General features: G+C 71.7%; 20 protein-coding genes. 12 read left to right on the top strand and 8 right to left on the bottom strand.

Annotated features, from left to right (window positions below):
* Complete coding sequence (locus tag ACFQ46_RS19470) at nucleotides 1-849, bottom strand: DUF4097 domain-containing protein (RefSeq protein WP_380261159.1); 849 nt, start codon at nucleotides 847-849, stop codon at nucleotides 1-3.
* Between the two features lie 31 nt (nucleotides 850-880).
* Nucleotides 881-1,375 carry a histidine kinase gene (locus ACFQ46_RS19465; protein WP_380261157.1) on the bottom strand — a complete coding sequence of 165 codons (495 nt, stop codon included), beginning with the start codon at nucleotides 1,373-1,375 and terminating at the stop codon, nucleotides 881-883.
* Nucleotides 1,376-1,442: 67 nt separating this feature from the next.
* Between ACFQ46_RS19465 and ACFQ46_RS19460 the strand changes: the two genes are divergently transcribed.
* Nucleotides 1,443-2,057 carry a TetR/AcrR family transcriptional regulator gene (locus ACFQ46_RS19460; protein ID WP_380261155.1) on the top strand — a complete coding sequence of 205 codons (615 nt, stop codon included), beginning with the start codon at nucleotides 1,443-1,445 and terminating at the stop codon, nucleotides 2,055-2,057.
* Between the two features lie 21 nt (nucleotides 2,058-2,078).
* Here ACFQ46_RS19460 and ACFQ46_RS19455 read toward each other — a convergent pair whose 3' ends face one another.
* Nucleotides 2,079-3,176: a Gfo/Idh/MocA family protein gene (locus tag ACFQ46_RS19455; RefSeq protein ID WP_380261153.1), complete on the bottom strand. Its 1,098-nt coding sequence runs from the start codon at nucleotides 3,174-3,176 to the stop codon at nucleotides 2,079-2,081.
* On the bottom strand, nucleotides 3,173-3,913 hold the full coding sequence (locus tag ACFQ46_RS19450; RefSeq protein WP_380261151.1) for a sugar phosphate isomerase/epimerase family protein: 741 nt from the start codon (nucleotides 3,911-3,913) through the stop codon (nucleotides 3,173-3,175). The genes ACFQ46_RS19455 and ACFQ46_RS19450 overlap by 4 nt, the downstream gene beginning before the upstream one ends.
* Nucleotides 3,914-4,021: 108 nt before the next feature.
* On the opposite strand from ACFQ46_RS19450, the gene trmB reads away from it, so the two are divergent.
* A complete protein-coding gene (trmB, locus tag ACFQ46_RS19445; protein ID WP_380261149.1) occupies nucleotides 4,022-4,732 on the top strand; it encodes a tRNA (guanosine(46)-N7)-methyltransferase TrmB in 711 nt (236 codons plus the stop codon).
* 6 nt (nucleotides 4,733-4,738) lie between these two features.
* Here trmB and ACFQ46_RS19440 read toward each other — a convergent pair whose 3' ends face one another.
* Entirely contained in the window at nucleotides 4,739-5,881 is a 1,143-nt protein-coding gene (locus ACFQ46_RS19440) for a glutathione-independent formaldehyde dehydrogenase (protein WP_380261147.1), read from the bottom strand.
* 145 nt (nucleotides 5,882-6,026) lie between these two features.
* Nucleotides 6,027-6,593, bottom strand: coding sequence for a manganese efflux pump MntP family protein (locus tag ACFQ46_RS19435; protein WP_380261145.1), 567 nt, complete (start codon nucleotides 6,591-6,593; stop codon nucleotides 6,027-6,029).
* A 246-nt stretch (nucleotides 6,594-6,839) separates the two neighbouring features.
* Between ACFQ46_RS19435 and ACFQ46_RS19430 the strand changes: the two genes are divergently transcribed.
* The 4 genes from ACFQ46_RS19430 to ACFQ46_RS19415 all read left to right on the top strand — a co-directional run bounded on the left by ACFQ46_RS19430 (nucleotide 6,840) and on the right by ACFQ46_RS19415 (nucleotide 11,480).
* The gene (locus ACFQ46_RS19430; RefSeq protein ID WP_380261143.1) at nucleotides 6,840-7,466 is read left to right on the top strand and encodes a LysE family translocator; all 627 of its coding nucleotides are present in this window, start codon (nucleotides 6,840-6,842) and stop codon (nucleotides 7,464-7,466) included.
* A 1-nt stretch (nucleotide 7,467) separates the two neighbouring features.
* Entirely contained in the window at nucleotides 7,468-8,664 is a 1,197-nt protein-coding gene (locus ACFQ46_RS19425; protein ID WP_380261141.1) for an MFS transporter, read from the top strand.
* A gap of 9 nt (nucleotides 8,665-8,673) precedes the next feature.
* The gene (locus ACFQ46_RS19420) at nucleotides 8,674-9,627 is read left to right on the top strand and encodes an LLM class flavin-dependent oxidoreductase (protein ID WP_380261139.1); all 954 of its coding nucleotides are present in this window, start codon (nucleotides 8,674-8,676) and stop codon (nucleotides 9,625-9,627) included.
* A gap of 425 nt (nucleotides 9,628-10,052) precedes the next feature.
* Complete coding sequence (locus ACFQ46_RS19415; protein ID WP_380261137.1) at nucleotides 10,053-11,480, top strand: HNH endonuclease signature motif containing protein; 1,428 nt, start codon at nucleotides 10,053-10,055, stop codon at nucleotides 11,478-11,480.
* A gap of 21 nt (nucleotides 11,481-11,501) precedes the next feature.
* On the opposite strand, the gene ACFQ46_RS19410 is transcribed toward ACFQ46_RS19415, so the two are convergent.
* Nucleotides 11,502-12,086: a GNAT family N-acetyltransferase gene (locus tag ACFQ46_RS19410; protein ID WP_380261135.1), complete on the bottom strand. Its 585-nt coding sequence runs from the start codon at nucleotides 12,084-12,086 to the stop codon at nucleotides 11,502-11,504.
* 12 nt (nucleotides 12,087-12,098) lie between these two features.
* Nucleotides 12,099-13,268, bottom strand: a complete 1,170-nt coding sequence (locus ACFQ46_RS19405) for an ROK family protein (protein ID WP_380261133.1) — start codon at nucleotides 13,266-13,268, stop codon at nucleotides 12,099-12,101.
* Nucleotides 13,269-13,507: 239 nt separating this feature from the next.
* On the opposite strand from ACFQ46_RS19405, the gene ACFQ46_RS19400 reads away from it, so the two are divergent.
* Genes ACFQ46_RS19400 through ACFQ46_RS19375 form a run of 6 tightly spaced genes read left to right on the top strand, consistent with a single transcriptional unit; the run spans nucleotide 13,508 to nucleotide 20,795 of the window.
* Complete coding sequence (locus ACFQ46_RS19400) at nucleotides 13,508-14,800, top strand: extracellular solute-binding protein (protein WP_380261131.1); 1,293 nt, start codon at nucleotides 13,508-13,510, stop codon at nucleotides 14,798-14,800.
* 39 nt (nucleotides 14,801-14,839) lie between these two features.
* Nucleotides 14,840-15,826 (top strand): carbohydrate ABC transporter permease, encoded by a 987-nt coding sequence (locus ACFQ46_RS19395; protein ID WP_380261129.1) that lies wholly within the window; start codon nucleotides 14,840-14,842, stop codon nucleotides 15,824-15,826.
* Nucleotides 15,826-16,701, top strand: coding sequence for a carbohydrate ABC transporter permease (locus tag ACFQ46_RS19390; RefSeq protein WP_328295065.1), 876 nt, complete (start codon nucleotides 15,826-15,828; stop codon nucleotides 16,699-16,701). Before ACFQ46_RS19395 ends, ACFQ46_RS19390 begins: the two co-directional genes overlap by 1 nt.
* Before the next feature lie 41 nt (nucleotides 16,702-16,742).
* Nucleotides 16,743-18,536 (top strand): family 20 glycosylhydrolase, encoded by a 1,794-nt coding sequence (locus tag ACFQ46_RS19385; protein ID WP_380261127.1) that lies wholly within the window; start codon nucleotides 16,743-16,745, stop codon nucleotides 18,534-18,536.
* 3 nt (nucleotides 18,537-18,539) lie between these two features.
* Entirely contained in the window at nucleotides 18,540-19,496 is a 957-nt protein-coding gene (locus tag ACFQ46_RS19380) for an ROK family protein (protein ID WP_380261125.1), read from the top strand.
* 9 nt (nucleotides 19,497-19,505) lie between these two features.
* Nucleotides 19,506-20,795 (top strand): glycoside hydrolase family 125 protein, encoded by a 1,290-nt coding sequence (locus ACFQ46_RS19375; protein WP_380261123.1) that lies wholly within the window; start codon nucleotides 19,506-19,508, stop codon nucleotides 20,793-20,795.
* Nucleotides 20,796-20,807: the final 12 nt, after the last annotated feature.

Genomic DNA, 20,807 nt, shown 5'->3' with positions numbered 1-20,807 from the left:
TCACCCGCCCGCGAGGGCCCGGCGGACGAGGATGTCGCCGTGCCCGCTGCGCAGGTGGAGTTCGACGCTGCGGTCGTGGTCCTCGGGCGCGTCGCGGGAGGTCAGTTCGCTCCGCACGGTGCCGTGCCGGGACTCGGCGTCCAGCCACGCCGCCGTCCCGGCGGGAACCCCGACCTCGATCCCCTCGTAGCTCGTCGTCACGCGCGCGCCCGCGCCCAGGAGTTCCGCGACGCGGACCACGCCGTAGGCGCTGCCGGCCTCGACCGACGCCAGCGCACGACCGACGAACAACCCACCGGACAGCTTCGCCGTGAGCGGACCCTCGACGGTCCCGAACTCCACGTCGCCGTGCGTCCCGCGCAGGGTCGTCGTACCGGTGACCCGCCCGATGCGGGTCCGGCCGTGACCGGTCCGCGCGTCGAGGTCGCCGTCCACGGTCCCCACCTCGACGACCCCGTGGGGGGTCTGGAGGTGCAGGTCCCCGGTCCGCTCGATCGTGGTGTCCCCGTAGGAGACCTCGAACCGGCTGCGGCCCAACGATCCGCGCACCACGACGTCGCCGTAGCGGGACCGCAGCTCGACCGCGGAACCCGTCGGGAGTTCGACGTGCACGTCGACGGACTCGGTGCGGCCGAAGACCCGGTTGCGCCGCGGGACGACCACCCGCAGGCGGCCGTCGCTGAACTCGGTGCGGCTGTCCGACGCCAGGGCGACGTCGGCAGGACGCTGCGGATCGCTGGGGGCGATCTCGACGCGGGTCCGCGGGAGGTCTCCGGCGACGATCACGACGCGGGCGACCCCGACGTCGATGGACGCCGCGATGGCGTCGGGAGTTTCGTACGTGGACACACTGCACCTCCGGGAGTGGGGGCGGGGCCGGTTACCCGACCCAGCCGTGGAAGGAACCACCGCTCGACGCCGGCGGGCGACGATCGCCGCCGACCGGCGCGTCGACGGCCGAGCTGATGGCCCGGACGAGCCAGGCGTTGACGCTGAGCTGTGCGGCGGCCGCGGCCGACTCCACCCGGACCTTCAGGTTCTCGGGCAGGCGCAGCGTGGTGCGGGAGGTCGCCCCCTCGTCGCCGGTCTCCTCGGTGACGGGAGCGGCGACGGGAGCGGTGGTGGGGGTCGCGACGGGCGACGTCACGACGAACTCGGGCGATCGCCCGCGCAACCGGAGTTCGACCCCGCCGGGGACGAGGTCCCGGGAGACCTCGCCGACGGCGTCGCTGAGCGCCTCGAGCAGCGCCAGCCGGACCGCGGCGTCCAGCGCCGCGGCGAGCCGTTCGGCCGGCACCCGGAGCTCCTCGCCCCCGATCCCGGCCGAGGCGAGGAGGTTCTCACGCACGCTGTCGACGTAGGGATCGAGCTCCATGACGTCATGGTGACACCACGATGACACCACCGCAAGACCCCACCTGCCGTCGCCGTAGCATGTCCGCGTGGCAGACAGCGCGGACGACGCCGAGGTCGAACTCCGCACTCCGGTCCGTCCGTACCGCAAGGGCGTCGAACGCCGCCAGCAGATCCTCGACCGGGCCATCGAGCTCTTCGCCGAGCACGGGGTCGACGGCGCCTCGATGCGTTCGGTCGGGGACGCGATCGGGGTTTCCCACACGGCGCTGCGGCACTACTTCGCGTCGCGGGACGAACTGCTCATCGAGGTCTACCGCGCCCACGAACAGCAGGTCGAGGGTGAACCCGAGGAGGACGGCGTCGGTGCCGTCGAGGACATCGCCCGCAGCGCGGACCGCAACCGCGAGGTTCCCGGGTTGGTGCAGCTCTACTCGACCCTGACCGCGGACGCGCTGCAGCAGCAGCACACCGCGACCCGGGAGTTCATCGACGAACGGTTCCGGAGGGTCCGGGAGGACCTGGTCCGCCGCATCCGGGAATCCCAGGCCGCCGGACGCACGCCGGCGGACATCGACGCGACCGACGCCGCGTCGCTCGTCATCGCCGCCTCCGACGGTCTCCAGGTCCAGTGGTTGCTGGACCCGGAGACCGTCGACGTGCGCCGCTCCCTGGAACTGCTGGAACGGTTCCTGCCGGGCTAGGACAGGGTCAGGGGCTCGACGTCAGAGGGTCGACGCCGAGGGGTCCCAGTCCTCGGCCAGCGGCGCGACGGGCGCGACCGTCGAGGTGATCTCGACGGCGTTGCGGGTGGCGGCCGCGTCGCGGACGGCGAGCAGCACGTCCAGGACGTGGGCGGCCACCGCACCCGAGGCGCGCTCGGTGCCACCGGTGCGGATGGCCCGCGCGAGGTCGAGGACACCGGAACCCCGACCGAAGGTCGAACCCACTGCGGCGACCGTCTCGGGTTCCTGGGAACCGTTGCGCCACAACGTGGAATCACCCTCGAAGGTGTTCGGGTCGGGCAGCACGATCGTGCCCTCGGTCCCGTTGACCTCGACGAACCCCATCCGCGGCAGAGCGTGCTGGAAGGAGAACGTGGACTGCGCCGACTGCCCACCGTCGAACTCGATGAGCGCGGCGTGGTGGGTCGGGACCTCGACGGGGAACGTCTCCCCCGCCCGCGGGCCGGTCGCGATGGTGCGCGTGGCCACCGACCGCGACGACACGGCCTGGACCCGGCTCGCGGACCCGAACGCGTGCACCAGGGTCGTCACGTAGTACGGCCCCATGTCGAAGAGCGGACCCGCGCCGTGGGCGAAGAGGAAGTCCGGGTTCGGGTGCCAGGCTTCCGGCCCCGGGACGTGGAACATCGTCGTCGCCGACAGCGGCTGCCCGATGTCACCGCGGGCGATCGCGCGCAGCGCGGTCTGGATCCCCGCCCCCAGCACGGTGTCCGGCGCGCAGGCGACCCGCAGGCCGGCCTTCTCGGCGTCGGCGAGCAGCGCCAGCCCGGACTCGGCGTCGAGGGCGAGGGGCTTCTCGCTCCAGACGTGCTTGCCGGCGGCGATGACCTGACGGCCGACCTCGGCGTGCGCGGCCGGGATCGTCAGGTTGACGACGATCTCGACGTCGTCGCGGGCGAGGAGTTCCTCGACCGTCCCGGACGCCGCCACCCCGAACGCCTCGGCCTGCGCGGCCGCGCGGTCCAGGGCGATGTCGGCGACGAAGCGGACCTCGACGTCGGGGAACTTCGTGAGGTTCTCCAGGTACTGGGTGGAGATGTTCCCCGCCCCGATGATGCCCACACCGACGCGGCTCACCGGTCGTTCTCCTTCAGCCAGGCCAGCGACTGCGCGATGCCGTCGAAGACGTCGCCGGCGTAGGCGTCGAACTCCACGACCCGCAGCGCCTGCGGAGCCGCGGCGAGGATGCCGGCGACGTCGACGTCACCCTGGCCCGCGGGCTGCTGCAGCGAGGTGTCGGTGCTCTTGGCGCCGTCCTTGACGTGGATGAACCGCACGCGGTCCCCCAGGGCCTTCAGCAGGGCCGGGGTGTCGGCGCCGCCGACGGTGGCCCAGAAGGTGTCGACCTCGAGCACGACGGCGGGTTCGAGCTGGTCGGCGAAGAGTTCCAGCACCGGGCGGCCGTCGACGGTGTTCTCCAGTTCCCACTGGTGGTTGTGGTAGCCGAAGTCCAGGACGTACTCGTGGGCCAGGGCGCTGAGGGTGTTCACCCGCTCCGCGAGGCGCGCCACGTCGTCGGCGCTCTGCCAGCGCTGCGTCGGGACGAACGGGTCGATGACGGTGGTGATCCCGAGCGCGTTGGCGGCCTCGAAGATCGCCTCCGGGGTCTCGGAGTCGATGACGGCCGCGTGGCCGGACGGGGCACTGACGCCGGCGGCCTTGAACGCGGCCGCGTAGTCGGCGGTGCGCTCGTGGAAGCCGTACGGCTCGACCTGCTCGAAGCCGATCTCGGCCAGACGGGCGACGGCGGCGGACAGGTCGGACTGGACCGCTTCGCGGACCGAGTACAGCTGGACGGAGGGTTTCCGGGACACCTCAGGACTCCTTCGTTCTGTGGACGGTGGTGGCTCGCGCCCGATGGTACACGTCGAACTTTCCAGTGGAAGGTATTGGTGGGTCGCCCGATGCCGGATGATGGAGCCGTGCCCTCGACCCCCACCGACGCCTCCGCGACGCCCGGTCCCCCGGACGACACGAAGCGCTCATACAAGATCCGCCGCGGCCGGATGGGCATCACCCGCCAGGTCGCCCTGGACAACCTCGCCGAGCGCTACGCGGTCCCCGAGGGAGAAGGCCCGCTGGACCTGGCCGCCCTCTTCGGGGCGGAGGTTCCCGTCGTCCTCGAGATCGGGTTCGGGATGGGGGCCAGCACGCTGACGATGGCCGAGGCGGACCCGGGGACCGGCGTCATCGCCTCCGACGTGCACACCCCGGGGGTGGCCGGTCTGCTGCTGGGGCTCGACGAGCGCGGCCTGGACAACGTGCGGGTGCTGGAGGCCGACGGCCGCCAGTTCCTGCACCACCGCATCCCCTCCGGCAGCCTCGCCGGCGTCCGGGTCTACTTCCCCGACCCCTGGCCCAAGCCCAGGCACCACAAGCGCCGGCTGGTCGGCCCGGACTTCGCGGCCCTGGTCGCGGACCGCCTGGCCCCCGGCGGTCTCCTGCACTGCGCGACCGACTGGGAGCCCTACGCCGAGCAGATGCTCACCGTGCTCTCCGCGGAACCGGGTCTGTTCGTGGAGACCGCGGGCATCGACACGCGTCCGGACTGGCGTCCGATCACCGGGTTCGAGGCCCGCGGCCTGCGCCTCGGCCACCGGGTGACGGACCTGCTGGTCCGCCGCCCGGTCTGAGTCAGCTCACACGCCGGACGGGTGCAGGACGACCTTCGTCCAGCCCTGCTCGCGCTGGTCGAACTTCTGGTACCCCTCCGCCGCGGCGGTGAGGTCGAGCTCGTGGCTCACGATGAACCCCGGGTTCGCGACACCGGCCGTGATGAGGTTGCGCAGCTTCACGTTGTAGGCCTTGACGTTGCACTGACCGGTGCCCATCGTCTGACCCTTGAACCAGAACGTCCCGTAGTCGAAGGCGATCTTCCCCTGCCGGGACAGCTCGTCCTTGGCCCCCGGGTCCTGCGGCAGGTAGATGCCCACCACGCCGATGCCGCCGGTCGCCTTCACGACCTGGACGAGCTGGTTGAGGACCATCGACGCGTCCTCCTCCCCGCTCGTGTCGTGGGCCTGGTAGCCGATGGCGTCGACCCCGCGGTCGGTCCCCCGGCCCCCGGTGGCGTCCATGATCTGCTGGACGGGGTCACCGGCGGAGTAGTCGATCGGGGTGGCGCCCGCCTTCTCCACGAGCTTCAACCGGTCGGGCTTGGCGTCGACGACGAACACCTCCGCCGCACCGGCGATCCGCGCGCTGTAGGCCGCCATCAGCCCGACGGGGCCCGCACCCCAGACCACGACGGAGTCGCCGGGCTGGAAGCCCGACAGCTGCACCCCGTGCCACCCGGTCGGGAAGATGTCCGACAGCATCGTGTAGTCGAGTTCCTTCTCCGTCCCGGCCGGCAGGACGAGGGCGTTGAAGTCGGCCCACGGGACCCGCAGGAGTTCCGCCTGCCCCCCGGCGTACTCCCCCATCGCCGCGAACCCGAACGCGGCACCGGCGGTACCGGCCTGGTTGGCGCGCAGGCAGAACCCGGTCTTGCCCGCGACGCAGGTCTCGCACGTGCCGCAGCCGATGTTGAACGGCAGGCTGACCCGGTCCCCGACCTTGATCCGGTCGACGCCGGCGCCGACGGCCTCGACGATCCCCATGTTCTCGTGACCGAGCACGCGCCCGGTCTCCATGTCCGTGCGTCCCTCGTACATGTGCAGGTCGGAACCGCAGATGTTCGTCGAGGTGATGCGGACGACGGCGTCGGTGGGTGCTTCGATCCTGGCGTCGGGGACGTCCTGGACCGAGACGTCGAACGCGCCGTTGTAGACGAGTGCCTTCACTGGAACCTCCTGGGTGGTGGTGCGGTGCTGCGTGTTGGGGCACCAGGGAGTCCACCGGGTCTCGAGGACTCCTCGATCGTCCTGGTGCTCCTCGACCGTAGGAGCGGACTCCGGGGAGCGCTCGTTGAACGCGCAGCCAGCCCGTTCAGAGGACGCCGAGGTGGTCCAGCAGGACCCGCACCCCGATCGCGATGAGGACGAGGCCGCCGGCGATCTCGGCGGGCCTGCGGAACCTCACCCCGGCCCGGTGACCGATGCGCACACCCAGCAGGGAGATCGCCGCGGTGACGACCCCGATGAGGATCGAGGCCGGGACGATCGAGACGTCCAGGAACGCGAAGCTGATGCCGACGGCCAGGGCGTCGATGCTCGTCGCCACCGAGAGGACGAGGAGCTCACGCAGCTCGATCCCCTCCGCGTCCGCCTCGTCGTCGGCGCCGGAGGTGATGGCCTCCCACAGCATCCTGCCGCCGATCAGGCTCAGCAGACCGAAGGCGATCCAGTGGTCCCACGCGGTGATGTAGCCGCGGAAGCTGCGCGCCAGCAGGTACCCGACGACCGGCATCAGCGCCTGGAAGATCCCGAAGGCCAGGGCGATCGAGATCGCGTCCCGCCGGGTGAGCCTGCGCAGGTGCAACCCCTTGCCCAGGGCGACGGCGAAGGCGTCGGCCGAGACACCCAGGGCGATGAGCAGCAACGTCGGGAAGGACACGGCGCCAGCATCCCACAACGGGACGGAACAGCCTGCAGCCGAAGGGTTTTCACGGTCGGAAGAACTCTCGCGGCCGGTGTCCCGGCGACCGCGCACGAGGACCGCCACCCTCGGGAGTTCGCCGCACCGAACCCCGATCACCCGACGCCCCTCCGGGCGTGGTGGCCGACGCCCCTCCGGGCGTGGTGGCCGACGGCCCTCCGGGCGTGGTGGCCGACGGCCCTCCGGGCCGTGTTGGATGAGCCGGTGACACTCGAGTCCGTCCTGGCGTTCTGCGCCCTGTGCCTGCTCCTCGAACTGACCCCCGGGCCGAACACGTTCCTGGTGCTGCGGCACAGCCTGCACGGTGCCCGCACCGGCGTGGCGACCGCGCTCGGGTCCGCGGTGGGGGCGGTGGTCTGGGCCACCGCCGTCGCGGTCGGTCTCGCGGCGCTGCTGGAACGGTCGGCGCAGGCCTACCAGGTGCTCAAGGTGCTGGGTGGGCTCTACCTCGTCCACCTGGGGGTCCGCACGTTCGTGCGGAGCCGCCGGGCCGCACGGGGCGACGGTCCCGCGCTGGACGGTGGGCACGGGGCCGGACTGGCCCGGGCCTGGCGTTCCGGCCTCGTCTCCTGCGTGCTCAACCCCAAGGTGGGTCTGTTCTTCCTCGCCGTCGTCCCCCAGTTCGTCCCGGCGGGGAACACCGTCCGGGGCACGTTGCTGCTCGGCGCGCTCGAGGCGGTCGTCGCCCTGACCTACCTCACGGTGCTCGCGCACGTCGCCGCCCGCGCGGTCGGCTGGATCCGCCGCCCGCGGGTCACGAGAGCGCTGGACCGGATCAGCGCCGCGGTCCTCACCGCGTTCGGCGTCGGCACCGTCGTCAGTGCCCGCTGACGTGACGACGCAGCAGAGCCTCGGCACCACGCGCTGGCGGGCGTCGCTCGTGGCCGCCTTCGCGTGCAGCGGACTCACGATGGCGAGCTGGGCGTCGCGGACCCCCGCGATCCGCGACCTCGTGCACGCCAGCACGGCGCAGATGGGTGTCGTCATCGCCGGCATGTCCGTCGGCTCGATGGTCGGGATCGCGATCGGTGGCGGCTACGTCGCGCGGTCGGGCGCCCGAGCGGTCGTCCGCACCGGACTGCTCACGCTCTCCTGCGGGACGGCCGTCGTCGCCGTCGGGGCCACGGTGGGCTTCGGCTGGCTGGTGGCGCTGGGACTCGCGGCCATCGGCTTCGGGATGGGGTCCGGGGAGATCGCGCTGAACGTGGAGGGGATCACCCTGGAGGCCGCCGTCGGGCGCACCGTGGTCCCGAGCCTGCACGGCAGCTACAGCCTCGCGTTGTGCGTGGGCGCGCTGCTGGGACTGCTGGCCAGCGCCACCCACCTCCCGGTGCTCGTGCACCTGCTGGGGATGGCGGTGCTGACCACCGCGACGACGGTGTGGCTGGTGCGGGGGCTCCCCGCCGCCACCGGCGTCGAACCACGCGGCGCGCACCCCTTCGCCCTCGCGGACGCGGTGCGGAGCTTCCTCGGGGTGTGGCGGGAGACCCGCACGATCGCGATCGGGGTGATCGTGCTCGGGATGGCGCTGGCCGAGGGGTCGGCGGGCGACTGGCTGCCGCTCATCGTCGTCGACGGTTTCGGACTGAGCGCCACGACGGGAGCGCTGGTGTTCGCCTCCTTCGGCGGCGCGATGGCGGTCGGCCGGTTCGGCGGCGGCTGGTTCCTCGACCGGTTCGGCCGGACGCCGGTGGTGCTGGCCTCCGCGTGCTCGGCCGTCGTCGGGATCGGGCTGGTCTCCTTCGCCCCGGGCATCGCCCTGGCCGTGCCCGGGGTGCTGCTGTGGGGTCTCGGAGCGGCCCTCGGTTTCCCCGTCGCGCTGTCCGCCGCCGGTGACGACCCGGTCGGGGCGGCCCGCCGGGTGAGCGCCGTCGCGACGGCGGGCTACACCGCGTTCCTGGTCGGGCCGCCGGTGCTGGGGTTCGTGGGCCAGCACGCCGGGCTGCGGTCCGCGATCCTCGTGGTGCTCGTCATGGTCGCGATCTCGGCGTTCTTCGCCCGGTCCGTGGCCCGACCCGCCGACCGGTAGGTTCGGGACGTGCACACCGGTGTGACCCTCCCCCGCGACCTGCCCGTCGCCGACGTCCTCCCCTTCGCCCGCCGCGCCGAGGAGCTCGGGTTCGACACCCTCTGGGTGATCGAGGACCTCGGGTTCCGCGGCGGGTTCGCCCAGGCCGCGGCCGCGCTGGCGATCACCAGCCGCATCCACGTCGGGCTCGGCATCGCCCCCGCCGCGGCGCGGAACCCGGTGTTCACGGCGATGGAGGCGGCCACCCTCGCGGACCTCTTCCCCGGCCGCTTCACCCTCGGCCTGGGCCACGGGGTCCCCGGCTGGATGCGCCAGGCCGGGGCGTGGGGGGCGAGCCCCCTCACCTCGTTCACCGAGCACGCCACCGCCGTCCGACGGTTGCTGCACGGGGAGACGGTCACCCTCGACGGCCGCTACGTGCACCTGGACGGGGTCCGTCTCGAATCACCGCCGGCCGTGCCCCCCGCCGTCGCCGCCGGCGTGCGCGGACCGAAGTCGCTCGCGATCTCCGGTGAGCACCTCGACGCGACCCTGCTCGCCGAACCCGTCACGCCGGAGTACGCCCGCGCCGCCCGTTCCCAGATCGGCGAAGCGCCCGGCCACCGGTTGATCGGCTACGAACTCACCGCGGTCGACGCCGACCCCGCCCGGGCGCGCGACCTGGTGCGTCCGGGGCTGGTGTGGGTCGGCGCCCCCGACGCCGCCGCCCACGTCGCCCCCTCCGCCTACGCCGAGGAACTCCACGCGCTGCGCGCCGAGTGCGCCGACGCCGAGGAGTTCACCCGCCGCATGCCGGACGAGTGGGTCGACGACCTGGCCCTCGTGGGAACGCCCGAACGCATCCGTTCCCGGATCGCGGAACTCGAGGCCGCCGGGCTGGACGAGGTGTCGTTCTTCCCCGTCGGCGAGGACCGTCTGGGCGCCCTGGACTCGCTCGCCACGATCCTGCCGCTCCAGCAGTAGGCGGGAACCGCCGGGGAGCACCGGTACCGGCTCGACCGGTCGAACTCGTACTCGCAGCAAGGCCCTGTTCCTCCTGGCCACGCTGTGCACGCAGTTGCGGAGCCTGGTCATCTCCGGAACTTCGCCTTGATCAGCGCGTGAAGCACCTTCCTGTTCGCGATCGTGTTCGTGGGCTCGCAGGACGAGTTCACCGTGCCTGTGCGACTCAGCCACCCGTTGGGCGAGTTCAGCACCGGCTGTGGCGCCCTAGCCGCCGGGGGCGTGATCGTGTCCGTCGTGGCGCTGCGCGTCTACGTGCAACGGTTCCCCGTCCAGAGCTCGAGCGCTGGAGCCGTCAAGGGCCGGCATCTGAATGACTCAGTGAAAGCGTTGCAGCACAATGTGTTTGTCTTGTTCGAACCAGTCGAACGCGGTAGACTCAGGACATGACAGCGGCACTCGCGGAGCGAACGGAAGAAGCCCCCACCGGGGTCGCCTTCGGCCTGCCCGGGAAGTACCGCCGCTTCGCCGACGCCGCCCACGCCATGTTCTACCTCGGCGTCGCCGACGCCGTCACCATGGTCCACCACTCCCCCCACCCCGACCTCGACCAGCTCGACGACCGCGGGATCACCATCACCGGAACCGGCTTCGACCGCTGGGAGGCTGCCGTCGACCTCGTCGCCGAGGAGTACTCCCGCGACGAAGGCATGGACTTCGACCGCGCCACCATCCACAACGCCTGGCGCAAGGGCCACGACCACCGCACCCTCTGGCAAGCCGTCGCCGACGCCACCGTCACCCGCTACCAGGCCCGCACCATCGAAGACCACGCCGAACGCCTCAGCGCCCGCACCGCCACCCTCACCGAAGAGATCGACCCCGACGGATGCGTCACCTCCGTCCACGCCGAGGAGGGCGAGAAACTCCTCCAAGGAGACGCCTACACCGCGGCCCTGCAGGACTACCTCACCGAGGTAGTCCACCACGCACAGGCAGGTCTGACCGGACGGAAACTGGGCATCAAGTGCTCCCGGAAAGTCCGAGCTCTCACCCCTGGCTACGAATCCGTCGTTCTGGAGAAGAACGACGACCCCCGCGGCATCGGACACACCCCGTGCGAAGACGGCCTGAACAGCCACCTCGGATTCATCGCCCCCACCGCCTTCGCCCTGCGGTTGATGGCGCACACCAATGCTGCCGCCGACCACGCCGCGGACGCGGCCAAGCGCGCCGGCCTCCTCGACACCCGCTCCCACGGGCAACGCGTCCGCGACGTCATCGTCGACATGCTCACCGACGCCATGGACCGCGCCGTCCCCGCCCTCTCGGACCCCACCGCACCTGCCACCGCTGACTCCCCCGCGGTGATCGGCCGCACCCACCGCCACGCGACGTCCGTGCAGGTCCACGTCCGCATCGACGCCACCACCCTCCTCGGCCTCGACGACGACGAAGCCACCATCGACGGCCTCGGCCCCGTCCCGGCCCACGTCGCCCGCGAACTCGCCACCACCACCGGAGCGATGTGGCGCAAGGTCATCTGCTCACCCGGAACCCGAGACGTCATCGACGTCGGAGCCAAGGCCTACGCCATCACCGACGCCATGCGCCGCTTCATCACCGCCCGCGACGAGTACTGCACCGCGCCCGGCTGCCACGTCCCCGCCGTGAACTGCGACCTCGACCACGAGATCCCCTGGCCGCAGGGTCAGACAACGGCATCGAATCTCCGCGCGTACTGCCGGGGCCACCACCGCTTCAAGACCCAGTACGTCTTCGAAGCCACGAAAGCCCAGCAAGCCCGGATCGCGTCCCGAATCGGAAAACCCACCGAACTCTGGCCGAACCTGCCCGACCATCCCCCGTTCTGAGACACGACAGCCCCGCAACGGTCACGCTGCGGGGCCGGACGTGCGTCCCACCCATTCACTCGCGAGCAGGGCGTACCCGACGCTGTCGACCCACCCGAGGTCACGGTGCAGGGATTCGCCGACGCAGTAGGACTCCCGACGCATCCCGACCCGCTCGGCGAGCCGGCACGAGGCCTCGTTGTCCGCGAAGGCGTTGGCCGTGACGCGGCGCAGGCCGAGGTCCGAGAAGCACGTTCGGAGCGCCTCCCGCACCGCCTCGGTGGCGAACCCCTGGCCGGTTGCAGCCGGAGCCAGGGCCCACCCGAGTTCCGCCTGCACACCCCGGCCACGGTCGCGCACCTCGCGCTGGGCCCACGCGTCCTCGACCTTGACCATGAGGTCGCCCACGACACGACCCTCGTGCTCGACGACGAGCTGGTCACGCAGCCGCGGGAGCAGGATCGCGTGGAAGTCCGCGCGGTCCTGCGCGTGCCACGACCCCCACCGGCTGACCTCGGCCAGGCGGCGGTAGCTCCACAGCGCGTCCTCGTCGGCGGCGGTGGCGCGACGCAGCAGGAGTCGCTCGGTGTGCAGCGGCCAGGTGACGGCCTCGAGGGGTTCGCTCACCGCTCCAGCCTGTCAGCTGAAGCCGAACTCGCCGAAGAGCACGAGGGCGGCGGCACCCTGCAGCACGCCGTTGGCGCCGAGCTCCGCCATCCGCACCTGCGGCGCTCCGGCGTCGGAGGGGAGGCACGTGGCGTCGACGGTCTCGCGGGCCGCCTCGAGGAGGGGGCCGTCGAGCAGCTCCCCCGGTCCGGTGAGGATGACCTCCTCGAGGTCGAGGGCGGCGACGATCGGGGCCAGCACCGCCCCCAGGCGACGACCGGCGTCACGCAACGCCGTCCGCCGCCGGGCCGGGGTCCGCCCCTCGAGGATCCGCGCCAGGTAGGTCGGGGCCACGATCGTCTCGAGGCAGCCCCGCCGGCCGCACTCGCAGGGCTCGCCCTTCGGGTCCACCGTGAGGTGACCGATCTCCCCCGCGGCGAGGCGGTGCCCGCGGACGAGACGGCCGTCGAGGACGAGTCCCGCCCCGACGCCCTGACCGACGACGACCGTCATGAACCCGGACGAGGACGCCTCGCCGTAGGTGAACTCGGCGAGGGCCGCGGTGTCCGCGTCGTTGGCGACGTGGACGCCCACCCCGAGGGACGCGGACAGGCGCTGCGCCAGGGGCAGGCCCGTCCAGCCCAACCGGGAGGACTCCACGACACCCCCCGTCTCGTCGACGATGCCGGGGGTCCCGATCCCCACCCCGACGACCCGTTGCCCCGCGGCGGCCATCACCTCGCGACACAGTCCGTCGAACGCGGTGACGGCGTCCTCGCCGCGGAGGCCGGTGAAGTCGGTGGTGCTCTCGCTGACGATCGCCCCCGACAGGTCCAGGACGGCGATGCGGGCGGCCGGCAGCCGCTGCAGGTCGACGGCGACGACGTGGTGCTCCGCCGAGCGCAGCCCCACCATCATGGCGGGCTTGCCGACGCGTCCCTCCGGCCGCAGACCCAGCTCGGCGACGAGCCCGTCGGTCAGCAGGTCCGCCACGATCTCCGAAACCGTCACCCGGGTGAGGCCGGTGGCCCGGGCCAGGTCGGCGCGCGACACCGGCCCCTCGTGGAAGAGGAGCCCCAGCACGACGGAGCGGTTGTGCGCGCGGGCGTGGGAGGGCAGGACCTTCGCGCTGGGCCGCAGGCCCCGTGCGGAGGCGCGCCACCGCGTCGGGTGCGGCGTCGGGTGCGGCGTCGGGACGGGCACCGCGGGGATGGTCACCCGATTAGTTTTCCCTACCTACGAATCTCCCGGCAAGTCCCCCTTCACGAGATGGGCAGGGAGGGTTACATTCTTGTTAAGCAGGTGTCCTAACACTTGTCATGCGAACGCCGGGGTGTCGAGACTCAACGCAGAGTCGCACGCTCGCCGCCCGTCCAGCACACCTGCTCGACCGCCAGCACCGTCCTGCACCGTCGCTCCGGACCTCGAAAGGTTGCCGCCCCATGAACCTCACCCGGCGATCCCTGCTCGCCAGCGCCTCCGGCGCCGCCCTCCTCGGCGGCCTCGCCGCCTGCGGCGGCGACAGCTCCTCCTCCGGAACCTCCGGCGGTGGTGGGGACAGCAAGTCCCTCACCGTCTGGTTCATGCAGGACTCCGTCCCCGACGAGACGCAGGCCGCGCTGAAGAAGGCGTTCGAGGCCGAGAACGCCGGCGCCACCCTGAACATCCAGGTCCAGCAGTGGGACGGCATCGTCTCCAAGCTGCAGACCAGCCTCGCCAGCAAGGACGAGAGCCCCGACGTCGTCGAGTTCGGAAACACCCAGGTCGCCCTGTTCTCCTCGGTCGGTGCCCTGCTCGACATCTCCGACATGGAGGACGAACTCGGCGGCAGCGACCTCATCCAGAGCTTCATCGACGCGGGCTCGTGGGAGGGCAAGCTCTACGCCACCCCGATGTACGCCGGCGCCCGCGTGTACTACTACCGCAAGGACCTGTTCGCGGCGGCCGGCATCGCCGTCCCGACCAGCCTCGACGAACTCGTCGCCGCCGCGAAGGCCCTGAACACCGCGAACCCCGAGGCGAACCCGGACTTCTCCGGCATCTACTTCCCCGGCGCCGATCCGCACACCAACGAGGGCTGGTTGTTCACCCACGACGGTCAGTACGCCGAGAAGGACGGCGACACCTGGAAGGGCATGCTGTCCGACCCCGGCTCGCAGGCCGCCCTGACCCAGGTCCAGGACCTCATGCTCAACGCCACGAAGTACGCCCTCGACTCCAACGAGAACGTCCAGGCCGCGTACCAGTTGTTCAACGACGGCAAGATCGGCATGTACAGCGCCCTGAACGTCGCTTCGGGCAAGATCGACCAGGCCATGTGGGACGCGGACAAGGTCGGCGTCCTGGCCCTCCCGGGTCTGACCCCGGGCAGCATCGGCAAGACGTTCTCCGGCGGCTCGAGCCTGGGCATCTCGGCGAACAACCACAACGTCGACCTGTCGAAGTCGCTCATGAAACTCCTCTACGGCGACGACTTCATGACCGACATGGCCGCGGTCGGCGGCTGGATCCCCGGCCGCACCTCCTTCGCGTCCGCGCTGACCGGCCCGACGGGTTCCATCGCCCAGGAGATCATCGAGAACTCCGTCCTCACGCCGAACTCCCCGCAGTGGGGCGTCCTCGACGGCAACAACGTCCCCCGCGACTTCTGGGTGCGCATCGCCAAGGGCGAGGACGTCAAGACCGTCGCGGCCGACGTGGACAAGACCATCGCGGACGCGCTCAACAAGAGCTGACCCGCAGAGACCTCGAGGACCAGCAGGAGGAGAACCGTGGTGTCCGATCAGCTCAGCGCCGGCGTCAGCAGCGCACCGACCCTCGCCCCGGGGGTTCCCGCCCCGGGCCGGGGCCGGCCTCGACCGCGGCGTCGTCGCAGCTCGCTGGTGGTCCCGTACCTCCTGCTGGTCCTGCCCGTCGTGCTCGTGGTCGTCTCCCTCGGCTACCCGATGGTCAAGCAGTTCATCATGTCCTTCCAGGAGTTCGGGCTGGCCCAGCAGTTCGGCCGTCCGCCCACGTGGGTGGGTCTCGACAACTACACCCAGATCCTCACGGACCCCTACTTCTGGACCGTGGTCGCGCGCTCCGTGGCGTTCTGCGCGGTCTGCGCCGTGCTCACGATGGGAGTCGGCATCGCGCTCGCGGTGCTGATGCAGCAACTCTCGGTCGTCCCGCGCATCGTGCTGCAGATCGCCCTGGTCCTCGCCTGGGCCATGCCGCCGCTCGCGGCCCTGACCGTCTACAAGTGGCTGGTCGAACCGCGGTACGGATTGCTGAACTGGATCCTCACCTCGATGGGCCTGGAGAGCTTCCGCGGATACTCCTGGCTCGCGGGCAGCCCGTGGAGCTTCTTCGCGATCGCCGCGATCGCGGTGATCTGGACGTCGGCGCCGCTGGTGACGCTGTCCACCTACGCGGCCCTGAACCAGGTCGACGAGGAGGTCCTGGAGGCCGCTCAGCTCGACGGCGCCAACGGCTGGACCCGGCTGCGTTCCGTGGTGCTCCCGATCATCCAGCCGGTCGTCCTGCTGCTCTTCATGCTGCAGATCATCTGGGACCTCAAGGTCTTCACCCAGATCAACGTGCTGCAGTCCAGCGCAGGCAACAACAAGGCCACGAACCTGCTCGGGACCTACGTCTACGAGACCGGCATCAGCGGCGGGAACTACGGCGTCGCCTCGGCCCTGGCGACCGTCATGCTGCTCCTCGTCCTCGTCCTGACCTTCCGGTACATGCGGACCCTCATGAAGCAGGGAGACCTCTGATGGCAACGGCCACGGAAACCCCCCGACTGTTCGACACGACCCGGTCGGCCAAGAACAAGCACCGCGCGGTGTGGAACGTCGTGGCGATCGTGCTCGCCCTCATCTGGGCCTTCCCGATCTACTGGATGATCAACTCGGCGCTCATGCCGGCCGACCGGCTGCGCGACACGCCACCGCTGCTGGCCCCGATCCACCCGAGCGTCCACGCGTTCCAGCAGATCTTCCACGACTCCCTGTTCTGGCGATCGCTCGGTTTCAGCGCCGCCGTGACGTTCCTGGCCGTGGCCGTCTCCCTGCTGGCCGCCGTCCTCGGCTCGGTGGCGCTGAGCCGGTTCTCCTTCGTCGGTCGCCGGGCGGTCCTCGTCGGGGTCCTCGTCGTGCAGATGATCCCGGCCGAGGCGCTCTTCATCTCCCAGTACCGGATGCTCGACGGCTGGGGCATGCTCGGTTCCGTGCCGGGCCTGTCGCTGCTCTACGTCGGCCTCATCGTCCCGTTCACGGTGTGGATGCTGAAGGGTTTCGTCGACGGGGTCCCCGTCGAGCTCGAGGAGGCGGCCATGATGGACGGCTGCTCGCGGTTCGGCGCGTTCTTCCGGGTGACCGTCCCGCTGCTCGGGCCCGGTCTCGTCGCGACGGGCGTCTTCGGCTTCCTCGTCGCGTGGAACGAGTTCACCCTCGCCTTCGTGATCCTCGCCTCGGGCGACCGGCTGACCCTGCCGGTCTGGCTGAAGACGTTCTCCTCCAACCTGCAGGAGACCGACTGGGCCGGTGTGATGGCCGGTTCGACCCTCGTCGCCGTGCCCGTCCTCATCGTCTTCATCCTCGTCCAGAACGCCATGACCAAGGGCATGGTCGCCGGCGCCGTCAAGGGCTGACACCCGCCCCCCCGAACCACCCACAACCTGGAGCTCCTCCCGTGCCTGTCACCCTCTTCCCCCGCCCGAAGAACCTGTCGGTGCAGACCGGCGTCGGCCCGGCCGTCGACGCCCCCGTGCGCGTCGTCCTCGACGCCTCGGTCCCGGCCCAGGGTTTCTCCCTGGAGACCTCCGCGGAGGGGGTCACGCTCACCCACTCCGACGCCGCGGGTCTGCGCTACGGCCTCGCCGCGCTCGACCAGCTGCGCGCCGACCGCGACTTCGCGACGACGAGCTACTCGATCACCGACCACCCGGACTTCCCCGTCCGCGGTTTCATGCTCGACATCAGCCGCGACCGGGTGCCGACCCGCCGCACCCTGGCCCGCTGGGTCGAGGTCCTCGACCTGGCCCGCATCAACTCCCTCGAGCTCTACACCGAGCACACCTACGCCTTCACGGGCCAGCAGGCCGTCTGGCAGGACGCCTCCCCGCTCACCGCGGAGGACCTGCAGTGGCTCGACGCGCTGTGCGCCTCGAAGGGCATCGAACTGGTCTGCAACCAGAACACCCTGGGACACATGGAACGGTTCCTCAAGGTCCCCGAGCACGCCAAGCGGGCCGAGAACGAGGACGGGTTCACGATGCGCGGCCAGCACCGCCCGCCGAGCACCGTCGAGCCGACCTCCGAGAACGCCGCGTTCGTCCAGGAGCTCCTCGAGGACGTCACCCCGAACTTCCGGACCAAGCGCATCAACATCGGTGCCGACGAACCGTGGGAGCTCGGCCAGGGCAAGAGCCGCCAGCGGGCCGAGGAGGTCGGCCTGGGCACGGTCTACTTCGACTACGTCACCGAGGTCATGCAGCCCTGGCTGGACCGCGGCTACACCGTGGAGTTCTGGGCCGACGTCTTCGGCGACCACCCCGAACTGATGGACAAGGTCCCCGCCGGCGCGATCCCCGTCGTCTGGCAGTACGACTCCCCCAGCCTGCTGGCCGAGGTCGTCGACGCCGCGCAACCGGACCAGGTCCAGGAGTGGCGCAGCCTCGGGGTCGACGTCACCAAGCTCCGCGACGGGTTCCGCGACCGCGCCAAGCTGCTGCTCGACGCGGGCATCCCGTTCTGGGTCGCCCCGGGCGCCAGCAACTGGAACTCGCTGCTCGGCCGGTGGGAGAACGCGCTGGGCAACATGGTCGACGCCGCCGAGGTCGGCCTGGCGAACTCCGCGCAGGGGTACCTGAACACCTCCTGGGGTGACCACGGGCACTGGGACCCGCCGTCGGTCGCCTTCGGCCCGGTGCTGTTCGGCGGCGCGGTGTCGTGGTCGCTGGAGAGCAACCGCGACCTGGACGTCGCCGAGGTCCTCGACACGAGGCTGCTGCTCGACCCGCAGGGGGTGACCGGCGACGTCCTCGTCCGGGCGGGGAAGGTCTGCCACGTCCTCGGCACCCCGGTGCTCAACGCCTCGCCGCTGGTCCTCGCCCTGCGCGAGACCGATGACCTGGCGCCGTGGGCCGTGCCGAGCGCGGACGCCCTGACCACCGCGCAGCGGATCCTCACCGACTGCCTGCTCGACCTGCGCACCGCGGAACCCGCCGCCTCCGACGGGGACGTCGTGCTGCGCGAACTCACCCAGGCGCTGCGGCTCAGCGAGTTCGCCGTCCGTGTCCTGCAGGCCCGCGCGAGCGACGGTTCGTTCGAGGCGACCGCGGCGGCACGCATGCTCCCCGAGCTCGACGACCTGCTCGAGGAGCAGCGGGCCTGCTGGCTGCTGCGGTCGCGTCCGGGTGGGCTGGCCGACAGCCTTGCCGAGTTCTCCTCCCTGCGCCACGCCCTGCTGCGTGCGGTGAGCTGACCGGTGGCCGTGCTCACGCCCCGGCGAGCCGAGCTCTGGGGCCCGCGGGCGAGCGTGCGCGTCGGCCTCGACATCGGTGGGACGAAGATCGACGGGGTGGCGCTCGGTCCCGGGGACGAGGTCCTCGCGACGGCGCGCCACCCCTCCCCCGGGGGCGTCGTCGACGTGGTATCGACGGTGGCCGCCCTCGTGGCGGACCTGGTGGGCGACTCGCCCCTGCCCGTGGCCGTCGTGGGGATCGGGATCCCGGGACTCGTGGACCCGGTGGCCGGGACCGTGCGCAGTGCGGTGAACCTGGGGTTCGGCCCGGAACCGGTGGCGCTGGCCGACCTGGTCAGCCGCGCGGTCGGCGGTGTTCCCGTGGTCGTCGAGAACGACGTCAAGGCGACCGCTCTCGGCGCGCACGCCGTGCTCGGCGGCGACCTGACCCTGGTCTCGCTCGGCACCGGCCTCGCGGCGGCGATCGTCATCGACGGTCGGGTGCTGCGCGGAGCGAGCGGCGCGGCCGGCGAGATCGGCCACCTGGCGCTGGACCGGGACGGTCACCTCTGCGGCTGCGGGCAGCGGGGTTGCCTGGAGACGATCGCCTCCGGTGCCGCGCTGCGGCGCGAGTGGCCGCACGGGGACGAAGGACGCTCCGCCGTCCACCTGTTCGCCGCGGCCGAGGCCGGGGACCCGGCCGCCGTCGGCGTCCGCGACCGGTGGGCCGCAGCCGTGGCCCTGGCCGTGCGCACCCTGGCCCTGACCGCCGACTCGGGCACCGTCGTCCTGGCCGGAGGGGTCGCGGCCCTCGGGGAGCCGTTGCTGCGCAGCGTGTCCGCCGCGCTGCGGCAGCAGGCGGCGGGTTCGCCGTTCCTGCGCGGGCTCGCCCTGCACGACCGGCTCGTCCTGCTGCCCGGGGACCGTCCCGTCGCGGCCATCGGGGCGGCGAACCTGTGTCGGGTGGAGGCCGCGCGCTAGGTTGCGCGCGTGAGCGAACTGCTGCCGCAAGGCCTCGTCGACGACCTCAGCGCAGAGGTCTCGCGTCGCGCGGGGGAACGGGTGGGCGCGATGTTCACCCGGGCCCTGCGCGAGACCGTCGACCGCACCCCGACCCTGCGCGCCGACGGGTCCGTCTTCGTCGTGACGGGCGACATCCCGGCCATGTGGCTGCGGGACTCGACCGCGCAGTGGCAGGCGTACCTGCTGCTGCTGGACCGGGCGCCGGCGCTGGCCGACGTCATCGCGGGGGTGCTGCGCACCCAGTTCACCTCGATCGTCCACGACCCCTACGCCAACGCCTTCAACGACGGCCCGACGGGCGCCTGCCACGAACCGGCCGACCTCGGCGACGACCCCTGGTTGTGGGAACGCAAGTACGAGGTCGACTCCCTGGCCTTCCCGGTGCTGCTCGCCCACCGGTTGCGCCGGGCGACCGGGCGCGACGACGTCCTCGGGCACGACGCGGCCGCGGCCTGCCGGGCGATCGTCGACCAGTGGCGCCTGGAACAGGACCACGAGGAGAAGTCCCCCTACCGCTTCGTGCGCCCCACCGACGAGCGCAGCGAGACCCTCGACCGCGACGGCCTGGGCACTCCGCTCGGCCGCACAGGCATGACCTGGTCGGGTTTCCGGCCCAGCGACGACGCGTGCGAGCACGGCTACAACGTCCCGGCGAACCTCTTCGCGGCCCGGGCCCTCGACCACGTGGTGACGTTCGCCCGCGAGGTGTTCGACGACCCCGCGCTCGCCGCGGACGCGGAGACGCTGGCCGCGGAACTGCGGGCGGGGGTCGAGGAGTTCGGGGTGGTGGAGCACCCGGTGCACGGACGGGTCTGGGCCTACGAGGTCGACGGTCTCGGCGGCGTCCTGCTGGCCGACGACGCGAACACCCCCAGCCTGCTGTCGCTGCCCCTGCTGGGCGCGTGCGCGGCCGACGACCCGCTCTACGTCGCGACGCGGGCCCTCGTCCTGAGCGAGGCGAACCCGTGGTTCCACCGCGGGACCGCGGCGACCGGGATCGGCAGCCCGCACACCCCCGACCGCTACGTCTGGCCGATCTCGCTGGCCGTGCAGGCCCTGACGAGCGGTGACCCCGACGAGCGCGTCGCGACGTTGCGGCTCATCGCCGACACCGACGACGGAACCCTGCACGTGCACGAGGGCTTCCACGTCGACGACCCCTCGCAGTGGACGCGGGAGTGGTTCTCCTGGGCCGACTCGATGTTCTGCGAGCTCGCGCTGTCGTTGCTGGGCGAGCACGTCGCCGCGTTCGACTGAGGCGGGGCTCCT

The sequence above is a fragment of the Kineococcus sp. GCM10028916 genome (assembly GCF_042674865.1).
GTDB lineage: Bacteria > Actinomycetota > Actinomycetes > Actinomycetales > Kineococcaceae > Kineococcus.
Note: the sequence above shows the minus strand (reverse complement) of the source record. Positions and strands in the feature narration are given on the sequence as shown.

What these genes read in the sequence shown, in the direction of transcription:
- ACFQ46_RS19465 (WP_380261157.1), bottom strand. Translation starts at nt 1,375, where the DNA reads ATGGAGCTCGATCCCTACGTCGACAGCGTGCGTGAGAACCTCCTCGCC.
- ACFQ46_RS19415 (WP_380261137.1), top strand. Translation starts at nt 10,053, where the DNA reads ATGACAGCGGCACTCGCGGAGCGAACGGAAGAAGCCCCCACCGGGGTC.
- ACFQ46_RS19400 (WP_380261131.1), top strand. Translation starts at nt 13,508, where the DNA reads ATGAACCTCACCCGGCGATCCCTGCTCGCCAGCGCCTCCGGCGCCGCC.
- ACFQ46_RS19390 (WP_328295065.1), top strand. Translation starts at nt 15,826, where the DNA reads ATGGCAACGGCCACGGAAACCCCCCGACTGTTCGACACGACCCGGTCG.